This is a genomic window from Variovorax robiniae, assembly GCF_037889955.1.
GTDB classification, from domain to species: domain Bacteria; phylum Pseudomonadota; class Gammaproteobacteria; order Burkholderiales; family Burkholderiaceae_C; genus Variovorax; species Variovorax robiniae.
Window position 1 is genome coordinate 49,684 of sequence record NZ_JBBKZS010000018.1, and the last position, 12,457, is coordinate 62,140.

The following is a 12,457-nucleotide window of genomic DNA, read 5'->3' on the forward strand; positions in this document are numbered from 1 at the left end:
CAGGTGAACGCGCCATCTACCGGAGAAACTCATCATGCTCAACCCCGAGTCCATTGCCCAGTTTTCCGCCTCGCTGCGCGGGCGCGTCGTGCAGGCCGGCGACGCCGACTACGACGAGGCGCGCAAGGTCTACAACGCGATGATCGACCGAACGCCGCGCCTGATCGTGAAGTGTCGCGATGTGGCGGATGTCATGCGCAGCGTCCGCTTCGCGCGCGAGCATTCGCTTCTACTGGCCGTGCGCGGCGGCGCCCACAACGGCGGCGGGCTGGGCACCTGCGACGACGGGCTGGTGATCGACCTGTCAGGTCTCAATGGAATCCGCGTCGACCCGCACGGGCGCACGGTACGCGTCGAAGGCGGCTGTACCTGGGGCGACGTGGACCATGCAACGAGCGCCTTCGGCATGGCCACGCCCTGCGGGATCATCAGCACCACCGGTGTCGGCGGCCTCACGCTCGGCGGCGGCATCGGCCACCTGTCGCGCAAGTGCGGGCTCACGATCGACAACCTGTTGGAGGCCGACGTGGTGCTGGCCGATGGCTCGATGGTCACGGCCAGTGCCGACAAGCACCCCGACCTCTATTGGGCACTGCGTGGCGGCGGCGGCAACTTCGGCGTGGTGACCTCCTTCGTGTTCCAGATGCACCCGGTGTCGATCGTGTATGCGGGGCCGACCTTCTGGGAGCTGGAGAAATCGGCCGAGGTGCTGCGCTGGTACCGCGACTTCATCACCCAGGCGCCGGAGGAACTCAACGGCTTCTTCGCCTTCACTTCCGTGCCGCCGGCGCCGCCCTTCCCCGAGGCGCTGCATGGCCGGCCGGTGTGCGGTGTGGTGTGGTGTTACACAGGCACGCCGGAGCAAGTCGGTGGGGTGTTCAAGCCGGTGCGCGAATTCAATTCACCGCTGCTGCATGCCGTGCAGCCGATGCCCTTCCCTGTCTTGAACACGGCTTTCGACGGGCTGTATCCGCCGGGACACCAGTGGTACTGGCGCGCCGACTTCGTCAACGAGTTGTCGGATGCGGCCATCGCCGAGCATGTGCGCTTCGGTGCGCAGATGCCGACGGGGCAATCGACCATGCACCTCTATCCGATCGATGGCGCCGTGCATCGGGTCAAGTCGTCCGACACGGCCTTCGCCTATCGCAATGCGCGCTGGGCCGAGGTGGTCGTCGGCGTCAGCCCCGATCCGGCGGACGCGTCGAAGATCACCGCCTGGACCAAGGCCTACTGGGACGCGCTGCATCCGTACTCGGCCGGCGGCGCCTACGTGAACATGATGATGGACGAAGGCGAAGATCGCATCCGCGCTTCCTACCGCGACAACTATTCGCGGCTTGCGCAGATCAAGCGGCGGTATGACCCGGACAACCTGTTCCGGGTGAACCAGAACATCCGGCCCGCCCAGGAGGCGGTGGCGGAGGCCGTGGTTACTCCTTGAGCAAGCCTTCGCGCCGCGCAAACGCCGACGCCTCCGTCCGGTTCGCCGTGTAGGTCTTCTCCAGGATGCTGCGCACATGGTTGGCCACCGTGTTCGGGCTGATCTGCAGCACCTGGCCGATCTCGCGGTTGTTGCGGCCCATGGCCATCAGCCGCAGCACGCCGACTTCGCGTTCGGTCAGGCCGGAAGGCAAGGCGGGCGGTGGCGCGGCGAGGGTGTCGACCAAGGCGATGATGCGCTGCGACAGCGACTGCATGCCGAGTGCGGTGGCCTCCGCCAAGGCCTCGACCAATAGCGCGCTGGCGCGTTCCGTGTCGCCGGCCAGCGCCCGCCGCAGCAGCATGACAGCGTACGCATGGCGGCTGTGCGCGAGCCAGGTGCGCGAGCCGGTCTGGCCGTCCATCGCCAGCGCGGCCTCGAAGTGGCGCTGCGCCACCACCCATTGCCGCATCACCATCGCCAGCCCGCCCAGCAGCCGGTCGGCCGAGCCGAGGCAAGGTCCGCCCGAGTCGGCCACGAGGTTGGCACCGGCATGGACTTTCAGCACCGCGTAGAGCACGGCGGCGCGCGTGGCATCGCCGAGGTAGATGCACACCTCGGCCGCGAACATCATCACCGTCATGGTGCTGGCATCGATGGCGGACGTGGCTGCACGGTCCCAGGGCAGGCTGTTGAACTGCGCCTCGCATTCGGCGCGCATGTCGAGTTCCGCATACAGCACGGCCAGGCCCGGCACCCAGGTCTGCGCCTGCGGCGTGGTGCGCACGAAGTGCTGCAACAGCGGCAGTGTCTCGCGCAGCCGGCCCTGCTCCCGCCGCAGGCAGAACATCTGCATGCCGTAGACGCCAACCGCCAGTGCCTCGTTGGCGCGGCGGCCGATGGCCAGTGCCTTGCCCGCCCATGCCTCGGCTTCGGCGAAGCGCCCTTCGTTGATGGCGATCACGCCTTCGACGTAGTTGCAGATCGCCTGCTCGTGCAACGCGCCGGTTTCCTGCGCCTTGCGCAGGCCATACGGCCGCACGCGCGCCAGCGTCGCCACGTCGCCGGCACGGATCAGGTCCACCAGGAAATACGGCAACAGGCGCAGCAGGTCGCGGTGCAGCTTGAGGCTGTCGGCGATGCCCCAGGCCTCGCTGGCGGCGGCCAGGTGTTCGCGCAACTGGTCGGGCCAGTACACGCCCGCGGCAATCGAGGACAGGGCCAGGCACAGGCCGCGTCGGTCGCCGAGCCGGCGCGCGAGCGCCACGGCGCAGCGGTGCGCCTCCTTGGCCTCGTCGGCACGGTTGCAGTAGACATAGCCGCGGCACAGGTGTGCGAGCAGTTCGACGCGCAGCGGGTCATCGGTGCGGTGCAGCGACAGCGCCTCCAGCAGCAAGGCCACCGACATCTCGCCCGAGCGCGCGGACTCGACGTTGCTGATCTCGAAGCCTGTCGCCGCCTGCGCGAACAGCGCAGCCAGGCCGTGGCTGCGCGCCAGTTCGGCTGCCTCCAGACAGGCCGCCCGTGCCAACTCGCCGGCACCGAGCAGGCCCTCGACTTCGGCCAGCTTCAGCAACAGCGTGCAGCGCTGCGCCGCGTCCTTGCCGAAGTGCTGCTGTTGCAGATGCAGCGCCAATCGATAAAGGCGCGCGGCTTCCTCGAAGGCGAGCAGTTGCGTCGCATGCTCGGCCGACTGCTGCGCGTAGTCGAGCGCCTTGCCGGCGGCGCCCGGCCCGGCCTCGCTGAAGTGGTAGGCCAGTTGCGGCAGCACCGCCGTGTTGTCGCTGCCGCTGCGCGCCTCCAGGATCTCGGCAATGCGCAGATGCAGCCGCGCGCGGCGCAGGCCGAGCATCTCGTCATAGATGCATTCGCGAATCAGCGCATGGCTGAAGCGGAACTGTTGCGACTGCGGCACCGGCTCGATCAGGCGCACCGCCAGGGCTTCTTCCAGCGCCTCCAGCACGTCGTCCTCGGACTTGTCGGTGTCGAGCTGGGCCAGCAGCTCCAGCTCGAAGACGCGGCCGATGCAGGCGGCAATCGACAGCAGCCTGGATGCCGGCACGCTGAGGCGATTCAGGCGCTTGCCGATCACCTCGCGCACGCCGGTGGGGATCTTCTGCAGCAGGTCGTCCATCGAGCCGGAGGCATTCGGCGCGCGCGTCTCCGTCATGTAGCGCATCGTCTCCTCGAGGAACAGCGGATGCCCCTCGGTGCGCGCGTGGATCGCGTCCGCCAGGTGGGCGCCCGCCGCGCCGCCGCTGGCCGCCGCGATGAACTCCTGCGTCTCGCGCTCGCTCAGGCCGGCCAGCTCGATGCGGCGCAGCACCGGCGAGCGGGCCAGTTCACCGAGCGTGTCGAACAGCGGATGCTGGCGCGACAGCTCGGTGTCGCGATAGGTGCCGATCAGCAGCAGCGCGCTGTCCTCCAGCTCGGTGACAAGGAAGGCGAACAGGCGCAGCGAGGTCGCATCGGCCCAGTGCAGGTCCTCGAAGATCAGCACCTGCGGCATGCGCCGCGCCGCGCGCCGCCAGAAGCCGGCCACCGCATCGAACAACTGGAAGCGCGACTGCGCGGTGTCGACAGTTTCAGCGTGGGCGTCGGGTGGCTGGAGCGGCACGGCCTGCGCGACCTCCGGCACGATGCTGGCGATGTCCGCCAGGCCGGTGCCCAGCGTCTCGGCCTGCCGCGGATCGCCGCTGCCGCGCAGGTACCCGCGGATCAACTGGCGCCACGGCCAGTACGGCGGCGCGCCGGGTTCTTCGAGGCAGCGCCCCCACAGCACCGACACGCCCTGCGCCTCCGCGTGCGCCGCCATTTCCTGCACGAGGCGCGTCTTGCCCATGCCGCCGGAGCCGGCCAGCAGCACGACCTGGCCCCGGCCCTTGCGCGCGTTGTCGAGCGCCTTGGCAAGCTGGGCGATCTCCTGGCGGCGGCCCACGAACAGGCCGGCGGCACGGGACGACGGGCGCTGCGGGGACGGCGTTGCATCACCGCCGGCGGTCAGGCCTTGCTCCGCATCGGCGGTCTCCGGGCCCAGGTCGACGGCAAACGCATGGATCGGCGTGGCGATGTTCTTGAGCGGCTGCACGCCCCGGTCCTTGAAACGTGCATCGACCCGGCCCAGCACCACCCCGCGCACGGCCTCCGACACGGTGATGCCGCCCGGGTCGGCCAGCGCCTGCAGCCGCGCGGCCACGTTGACGCCGTCGCCATAAACCGTGCCGTCCTCCTTCTCGACCACGTCGCCCAGGTGCACGCCGATCCGAAAGCGCATGCGCCGGTCTTCCGCCACGGCCCCGGCCGACAGGCCCAGCGCCTGCTGCACGGCCAGCGCCGAAGCGACCGCGCCGGTGGCCGCATCGAACACCGCGAGCACCGAATCGCCCGCCATGTCGACGACGCGCCCGTGGTGCGCCGCGACATGCTGCCGGAACACGGCGCGTGCAGCATCGAGTGCTGCGACGGTGGCGCCCTCGTCCACCGCCATCAGGCGCGAGAACTCGACGGCATCCGCCGCGAGGATGGCCGTGAGCCTGTGCTTGACGGATGGATCGGTCATGGCAGCCGGAGCAGTATCAGCATCCCCACTCTCACGGTCAAACGTCCGCCTGTGGCACATTGGAAGTCCTCACGAGGAACTCGCATGGCATTGCCTGACCTGTACGCCCTTGCCACCCAAAGCCTGGAGACGGCGTTCGCCACCACCTCGGGCACCATCGCGCTCTTTGCGGCGGGGATCGCGGGGCTGCTGGTGGTGGTCAGCTCCTTCGTGAAGACCATGATTCCGCTGCGCTACCTTGCCGTGGCGGGCAATGTCGGCTTCCTGATCTACGGGGCGCTGCATCCGGCTTTCATCATGATCCTGCTGCACGGCGCGCTGCTGCCGATCAACATCTGGCGGCTGGCGGAAATGGCGCGCCTCACGCGGCAGGTGACCAAGGCGGCCGAGCAGAGCGACCTCTCCGGCGTCTGGCTGCGGCCCTACATGCGCAAGCAGCGGCTGCGCGCGGGACAGGTGCTGTTCCGCAAGGGCGACCAGGCCACGCACCTGTACTTCCTGGCCGACGGCCGCATGGAATTCGTCGAGATCGGCCAGGAGATGGAGCCCGGCCGGCTGTTCGGCGAGATCGCCTTCTTCGCGCCCGACAAGCGCCGCACGCTGACGGCCCGCTGCGTCACCAAGTGCACCGTGCTGCGCATCGACGAGCACACCTTCCGCGAACTCTACTTCCAGAACCCGGCCTTCGGCTTCCAGGTGGTGTCGCTGGTGGCCGGTCGCTTGATCGCCGACCGCCAGCGGCTGGAAGCGATGGTCGCGGAACACAGCCGGCCCGCGGAACTTGCTGCGGCGGGCAGCGTGCAGTGAAGGAGATCAATGCAGCAAGGTGCGCGCGGCATCGATGATCGCGTCCTCAGACGGCAGCTTGCCGATACCGGCGAGCCCTTCGTCCTGGCATTCGATGTTGGCCCAGCGCACGATGCCCTCGCGGTCGATCATGAACAGCGCCTTCAGTTGCGGCCATTGCCGCTCGACATCGCCCTGGTCGCTCGCCGTGGGGACGAAGCCATCCATCTTGTCCATCGCCTTGCCTGCCTCCGGAAGCGGCATCGGGTGGGGCAGGTCGCCGAAGGGATTGACGACGGTCTGTCCCATCTCCTCCAGCATCTCCGGCGTCGGCTCCGGCTTGGGCACGCCGAAGGCGCGGTGTGTCGAGAGAAAAGGATCGGACGCGAGCCGCAGCCGGGTCGGCCTGAACTTGAAGTACATGCGCGCGTTCTCCGGATCGGTCGCGACGACGGCCAGGCTTTCCACGCCCAGGGCCTTGAGCTTGCCCTCGAAGCCGCTGAGCTGGGCCAGTTGTCGTCGGCAGAACGGGCACCACAGGCCCAGCATCAGCGCGAGGAACACCGGGCTGCGCCCGCGGTAGTCGGCCAGTGAAATCGTGTCGGAACCGGCCACGGCCGGGAGGGAGAAATCGGGCGCCGGCTGGCCCGGGCCCACGGGTTGCGTCATTGCAGCAGTCATGTCGACTCCTTTGGCAAATTCAGCAGAGGAACGGAAGCACCATCAACTGGTCGGGCTCGAGGCCGGCGCGTTCGCACACCGCCTGGGCCTTATGGAACCAGCCCTCGGCCTGGGCCGGGCGCCCCGCGTCGAGGTACAGCGTAGCCAATCCGTCGTAGCAAGGGAAGAGCAATTGCGGCTCGTCGGCCTGCTCGGCCAGTTGCAAGGCTTCCGTGTAGGACGTGAAGGCCTTGGCCGGGTCGCCGTGGCACTGGTAGATCTGGCCCAGCACGATCAACGGCACGGCCAGGTGGTCGAGCAGGCCGAGGCGGCGGTCGAGGCTGGCAGCGGCACGGGCGGCCTCGATGCCCTCCGCCTCGCAGCGGTTGGTGAGCGCGCAATACGCGACGGCCAGGTTGGCATACAGGCGCGACTGGAAGCCGAGGTCGCCGACCTTCTTCGCGGTTTCCAACCCGCGCAGGCAGGTGTCGATGCTGCGCTGCGGGTCGAGCGTGGCATAGAGCACGCCCAGGTTGGTGTAGCCGCGGCAGGCGGCCTGCAGCAGGTTGTGGGCTTCTGCCTGCGCGACGCTGAGTTCGATCTGCTCCACGGCTTCCTCTTGGCGCCCGAGCCGCGCGAGCGTGACGCCGAGGGTGTTGCAGGCCTCGGCGCGCACCACGATGGCCTCGCGCGTGCGCCCGGCGCCATCGTCGGGCACCTCGGCCAATGCGCGCTGTGCGAGCGTGAGGGCGGTGGCGTTGTCGCCGGCACGGAACGCGAGGCGGCCCATTTCCTGGAACAGATGGGCACGCTCGATGGGATCGCCCTGCTCGCCCAGGCGCTGCAGGCCGGCGCTGAAGCAGGCACCGGCACGATCGCGTTCGCCGGCCTCCCAATGCAGGCCGCCGATCTTGCGCAACACACGCGCGCCGCGGACCGGGTCGTCGTGACCTTCGATGGCCTGCTGGATGGCGTCGTAGTGGGCGAGCGCATCGGTGCGGCGGCCTTGCAGGCCGAACAGGTCGCCCAGGCGTTCGCGCGCATCGAGCTGCGCCGCCTCGACTTCGGCGATGGCCTGCGGGGTTTCCGCCAGGGCAAGAGCAAGGGTCGACAGCGCGCGCTCGTAGTGGCGCAGCGCATCGTCGTTGGCATAGACGTCGCGGGCCCAGTCGCCCGCCGCGAGCAGGTAGTGCGCGCCGCGGGCCTTGTCCGGCGACAGGCTCCAGTGATGACCGAGCGCCTCCAGCTCGGCCAGGCGACGAGGGCTGCCGGGCGCTTCGTCCATCGCGGTTGCAGCAGCGTCGATGTCGTGTTCTGTCACGATGCCCGTCGTCAGGGCTTCCAGCGCGCGGCCGACTCGAAGATGCAGTTCGGTGCGCCGGGTCAGCAGCAGGTTCTGGTAGGCCACGTCATGCAGCAGCGCATGGGTGAAGCGCCAGTCCGCAAGCTCGGTCGCACCGGCACGGACCAGGTCGGCCGCGGCGAGCCGGGCCAGGGCGGCGTCGATGAGAGCCGGTTCGCTGGCGATGCGCCGCAACAGCGCGGGATCGAAGCGCGCGCCCAGCACCGCGGCCTCCTGCAGCGCTCGACGGTCTTCCATGCCGAGCCGGTCGATGCGCGACAGCAGCAGGCCATAGAGCGTCTGCGGCACGTCGACCGCATCGTGCGGCGCCCCGCAGACCCATTGACTGCCCTGGCGCGACAGTTGGCCGCCACCGGCCAGGCTGCGCACGATCTCCTCGACGAACAGCGGATTGCCGCCGGCACGCGCCGCGACCAGGTCACGCACCGGCGCCAGGCCATCGCCATCCGATGGGCCGAGCAGATGGTTCACGAGCGCGCGGGCCTCGTCGTCACCCAGCGGGGCGAGCACGATGTCCGAATGCTCGGCGCGCACGACACCCACGCCGCGCACATCAGGGCGCTGCGCGACCAGCAGCATCAATGGCCGGTCGACGAAGTGGTCCAGCGCGTCGCGCAACAGGCCGATGGATGCGGCGTCCGCCCATTGCAGGTCGTCGACCACGAGCAGGAGCGGCTGCGATGACAGGCGTCGCTCGATGAGCGCCCGCGCGGCCAGGGTGATCTGGCGCTGCAACTGCTCGGGCTCGATGTCGGGCGGGCGGCCTTCCTGGATGCCGAGCAGGTAGTGGATGACCTGCGCCACCGCCGCGGCCTCGTCGGCATCGGCGCCGAGGGCCCGCAAGCCTTCCTGCAGCTTGTGCCGGGCCACCTCCAGCGAATCGCCGGCCTCCACGCGGTAGGCATCGCGGAACAGTGCGCCGAAGGTGCCGTAGGTCGGCTCGCCCAGCGGCGAGCAGGTGGTCCGGCGCACGCCCGTCGCGACCAGGCGTGCATCGCCTGCCAGACGCAAGAACAGTTCGGAGAGCAGGCGCGACTTGCCCGCGCCGGCCTCGGCGGTGAGCGTGACGAGCTGCGCCCGGCCCTGCTGCATGCGGTCGAACGCGACGAGCAGGCGTTCGATCTCGGCGTCGCGCCCGACCAGCGGCGCGGCCAGGCCCAGGTCGGCCAGGCCGCGTGCCGAGGCCTCCAGCTGGCGCACGCCGAGCAGCCGGTGCACGCGCATCGGCTGCGCCTTGCCACGCAGCCCCAGCTCGGTCGGCGCGTCGAAGTCGAAGCGATGGCGCACCATGGCCTGCGTGGTGTCCGACACGAGCACCGTGCCGGGCTCCGCGGCGGTGAGCAGGCGCGATGCGGTGTTGACGGTGTCGCCGGTCACGGCATAGGTTTCGCCCGCGCCGCTGCCGAGGCTGCCCGCGACCACGGCGCCGGTGTGCACGCCGATGTGCAGCGTCACGCCGCGGCCCAGGCGCGCGGCCCAGCGCTCGCTCAGGCGCTCCACGCCTCGCAGCATTTCCTGCGCGGCCTCGACGGCGCGCAGCGGATCGTCCTCGTGCGCATGCGGTGCACCGAACACGGCCATCACCGCATCGCCGACGAACTTCTCGACGAAGCCGTCGTAGTGCACGATGGCCTGGGCCATGGTCTCGAACAAGGCGTTCTGGAAGCTGCGCACCGTCTCCGGGTCCAGCCGCTCGGCCAGGGAGGTGAAGCCGGTGAGGTCGGCGAAGAGGATGGTGACCTGGCGGCGGTCGGCTTCGTGGGCCGGGGCGTCGGGCGTGGGCGTCGTTGGCGCGGGTGCGGCTGCAAGGGTTGGCAGTTGCGGGGGCTGCTGCGGCGGCGATAGTGCGGCCCGCGGCGATGCCTTGGCCCCGCGCGGCGCGCCGCAGCGCGGACAGAACGCGAAGTCCGGCTCGCAAGCATGGCCGCACGACGGGCAAAGGCTCTCCAGCCGACGGCCACAGCGCGGGCAGAAGGAAGCGTCGGGCGGCGCCTGCGCACCGCAGCCGGAACAGGTCGAGGTCATCGTGTGTCGCTGGCCGGATGCTGCGCCGTTTTGAGGAAGCGCGCCACTGGTGGCTCGAACCCGGGATCCGCCGATCCCGCGCGAATGGCGCAGACGTCGCAGCTACGGGCCAGGTGGCATTCGCGAAGGCTCCTGCGTGCGGGGGCCGGACGCAGAAAGAACTCAACAATCCCCAGGCCGCCGCTACCAGGCCGACGGCAGCTTGCGCAAGATCACCAGCCGCCCATTGCGCTGCGTCACATAGCCGCCAGCCGTCAGTTCCTTCATCACGCGGTTGACCATCTCCCGCGACGCCCCGACGCGATCAGCGATGTCCTGCTGCGTGAGCTTCTGGCGCAGCACGCGCTCACTGCCGATCTGCTCGGACATGTCGTTCAACACCCGCACCATGCGGCCGTAGACGTCTTCCGTGGCGATGCTGCGCACCTGCTCGGTCAGGCGCCGCACCATGCGGATCAGCTTGCGCGTCAGGTGCATCGCGAAGTCGGGGTACTCGATCATCAACTGGCGCAGCTCCGATCCCTGGACCACGCGGCACGTGCAGGGCTCCATGGCCTTGATCGACGCGGAACGCTTGGCGCCGTCGAGCGAGAGTTCGCCGAAGTACTCGCCCGGACCGTATTCGGTGAGCACCACGTCGCGGCCTTCCTCCGAACTGGCATAGACCTTCACGCGCCCGGTCAGCATGATGTAGAGCGAGTCGGTGGTGTCGCCTTCGTTGATGAGGATGGTCTGGGCCGGGAACGCACGCGTCGCGCCGCGCAGCGCGATGGCCTCAAGCAGGGCGGGGGGCAGTTGATCGCTCACGCCCTCGTCGTCGGAACTCATCGGTCACTCCGTTTTTCTGGCATCGCGCACCTGCCCGGCGCAACGCCAACCCTCGTGCGTCGCTCTTGTGCCGTGCAACAAATTATCCGGTCTTGACTGGCTGTGATCAATGTCACATCGGTGATGCGCATTGGGCACTCGTCCGCGCGCGGACGGCTGGGTAGATTAACGCGAACCTCCCACAACTGCACCACTTTGGAGCCCCTCGATGTCCGCGCAGTCCAAGCACATGGTCCGCCTGATCGCCCTTTGCCTCGGCATCGTGCTGTCCGCGCTGCTGACCGCGTGTGCCAGCCTGCCGGCCGACGTGATGCGCCAGCCCTCGCACAGCCTGACGGACGACGCCCATGGCGCGACCCGCCTGACGGACGTGGCCGATGCCTCGTTGCCCGCCGACGACGACAACATCTCCGGCCTGCGCCTGCTGCCCGACGGCGGCCAGGCACTGGAAGCGCGCATGGCGCTGGCCCACGCCGCCGGACGCACCATCGACGCGCAGTACTACCAGATTGCCAATGACGCCTCCGGCCGCGAGTTCCTGCATGCGCTGGCCCGCGCGGCTGACCGCGGCGTGCGCGTGCGCCTGCTGATCGACGACCTGCATGCGGGCGGCGAGGATGACCTGCTCGCGGGTCTGGCCGCCACGCCGAATGTCGAGGTGCGCATGTTCAACCCGCTGGCGGTGCGCGGCGGCGCCGTGCCCTCGCGCGTGCTGCTGTCGCTCAATGATTTTTCGCGCGTCAACCGGCGCATGCACAACAAGCTCTTCATCGTCGACAACGCCTTCGCGATCAGCGGCGGGCGCAACATCGGCGATGCCTACTTCGGCCGCAGCCAGCCCGCCAACTTCATCGACATGGACGTGCTCGCCGCCGGCAAGGTGGTGCGCGAGCAATCCGCGGTGTTCGATGCCTACTGGAACAGCGAGCATGCCTATCCGATCCAGAGCCTGGTGTCGACCGAGCGGCTGCCGCAAGCTGCACGCGCACAGTTCGATGCGTGGGCACAAGGCAGTGCGGGTACGACGGCGGTTCAGGCGATGGCCGAACGGGACCTGCTCGGCCAAGGCCCGGTCGGCGCGCAATTGGCCAGCGGCCGCATCGACCTGCACCTGGCCACCGTACGCGTGATGGCCGATGCGCCGATGAAGGCGACGCATGAGCAAAGCCTGGCCGACAGCACCGTCATGAACGGCAACCTGGAGCTGCTGCAATCGGCGCGCTCCGATGTGCTGGTGACCTCGCCCTACTTCATCCCGGACACACGCATGCTCGACATCCTGCAAGCCTCCACGGCCCGCAAGGTGCGCGTGGCGGTGCTGACCAATTCGCTCGCCACCACCGATGAGCCGCTGGTGCACGTCGGCTATTCGCGCTACCGCGACGAGCTGCTGGACATGGGCGTCGCGCTCTACGAAATGATGCCCGGCGTGGACGCGCCGCAAGCCACTGCTGCGGTATCGCACGGCTCCCTCGGCCGCCTGCATGCCAAGCTGGCCGTGGTCGACCATCGCTGGCTGTCCATCGGCTCGATGAACATGGATCGCCGCTCGGCCCATTCCAACACCGAGATGGGCCTGGTCATCGACAGCCCCGAGCTGGCGATGCAGGTCGCGACGCTCCTGCAACGCGAGCAGTTGCCGCGCAGCTACCAGTTGCGGATGCAGCCCGGTGCAGCGCGCCCCAAGCTGCAATGGGTCGCGCCGTCCACCACGCAGCCGCTGGTGTTCAGCGCGGAACCCAGCCGCAACTGGCGCCGGCAGCTGGGCGTGTCGTTCACGTCGATGTTCGTGAGTGAACAGCTGCTGTGAGGG

Annotated in this window: 7 protein-coding genes; 3 read left to right on the forward strand and 4 right to left on the reverse strand. The window is 69.2% G+C overall.

Going from position 1 to position 12,457, the window contains the following annotated elements:
• Positions 1–34 precede the first annotated feature (34 nt).
• Positions 35–1,444: an FAD-binding oxidoreductase gene (locus tag WKW79_RS28780; protein WP_340338659.1), complete on the forward strand. Its 1,410-nt coding sequence runs from the start codon at positions 35–37 to the stop codon at positions 1,442–1,444.
• Here WKW79_RS28780 and WKW79_RS28785 read toward each other — a convergent pair.
• Positions 1,434–4,982, reverse strand: a complete 3,549-nt coding sequence (locus tag WKW79_RS28785; RefSeq protein ID WP_340338660.1) for a helix-turn-helix transcriptional regulator — start codon at positions 4,980–4,982, stop codon at positions 1,434–1,436. The genes WKW79_RS28780 and WKW79_RS28785 overlap by 11 nt on opposite strands.
• Positions 4,983–5,066: 84 nt before the next feature.
• Here WKW79_RS28785 and WKW79_RS28790 point away from each other — a divergent pair, with 84 nt between their 5' ends.
• The gene (locus WKW79_RS28790; protein WP_340338661.1) at positions 5,067–5,789 is read left to right on the forward strand and encodes a Crp/Fnr family transcriptional regulator; all 723 of its coding nucleotides are present in this window, start codon (positions 5,067–5,069) and stop codon (positions 5,787–5,789) included.
• Positions 5,790–5,795: 6 nt separating this feature from the next.
• Here the strand turns inward: WKW79_RS28790 and WKW79_RS28795 are convergent, their stop codons facing one another.
• From WKW79_RS28795 to WKW79_RS28805, 3 genes are all read right to left on the reverse strand, one after another.
• Positions 5,796–6,449, reverse strand: a complete 654-nt coding sequence (locus WKW79_RS28795) for a redoxin domain-containing protein (protein ID WP_340338662.1) — start codon at positions 6,447–6,449, stop codon at positions 5,796–5,798.
• 19 nt (positions 6,450–6,468) lie between these two features.
• A complete protein-coding gene (locus WKW79_RS28800; RefSeq protein ID WP_340338663.1) occupies positions 6,469–9,816 on the reverse strand; it encodes an adenylate/guanylate cyclase domain-containing protein in 3,348 nt (1,115 codons plus the stop codon).
• A gap of 183 nt (positions 9,817–9,999) precedes the next feature.
• The gene (locus WKW79_RS28805; RefSeq protein ID WP_340338664.1) at positions 10,000–10,644 is read right to left on the reverse strand and encodes a Crp/Fnr family transcriptional regulator; all 645 of its coding nucleotides are present in this window, start codon (positions 10,642–10,644) and stop codon (positions 10,000–10,002) included.
• A 208-nt stretch (positions 10,645–10,852) separates the two neighbouring features.
• On the opposite strand from WKW79_RS28805, the gene WKW79_RS28810 reads away from it, so the two are divergent.
• On the forward strand, positions 10,853–12,454 hold the full coding sequence (locus WKW79_RS28810) for a phospholipase D-like domain-containing protein (protein WP_340338665.1): 1,602 nt from the start codon (positions 10,853–10,855) through the stop codon (positions 12,452–12,454).
• Positions 12,455–12,457: the final 3 nt, after the last annotated feature.

Excerpts from the sequence above, each read along its gene's own strand:
- WKW79_RS28780 (WP_340338659.1), top strand. The coding sequence starts at position 35 with ATGCTCAACCCCGAGTCCATTGCCCAGTTTTCCGCCTCGCTGCGCGGG.
- WKW79_RS28785 (WP_340338660.1), bottom strand. The coding sequence starts at position 4,982 with ATGACCGATCCATCCGTCAAGCACAGGCTCACGGCCATCCTCGCGGCG.
- WKW79_RS28790 (WP_340338661.1), top strand. The coding sequence starts at position 5,067 with ATGGCATTGCCTGACCTGTACGCCCTTGCCACCCAAAGCCTGGAGACG.
- WKW79_RS28795 (WP_340338662.1), bottom strand. The coding sequence starts at position 6,449 with ATGACTGCTGCAATGACGCAACCCGTGGGCCCGGGCCAGCCGGCGCCC.
- WKW79_RS28800 (WP_340338663.1), bottom strand. The coding sequence starts at position 9,816 with ATGACCTCGACCTGTTCCGGCTGCGGTGCGCAGGCGCCGCCCGACGCT.
- WKW79_RS28805 (WP_340338664.1), bottom strand. The coding sequence starts at position 10,644 with ATGAGTTCCGACGACGAGGGCGTGAGCGATCAACTGCCCCCCGCCCTG.
- WKW79_RS28810 (WP_340338665.1), top strand. The coding sequence starts at position 10,853 with ATGTCCGCGCAGTCCAAGCACATGGTCCGCCTGATCGCCCTTTGCCTC.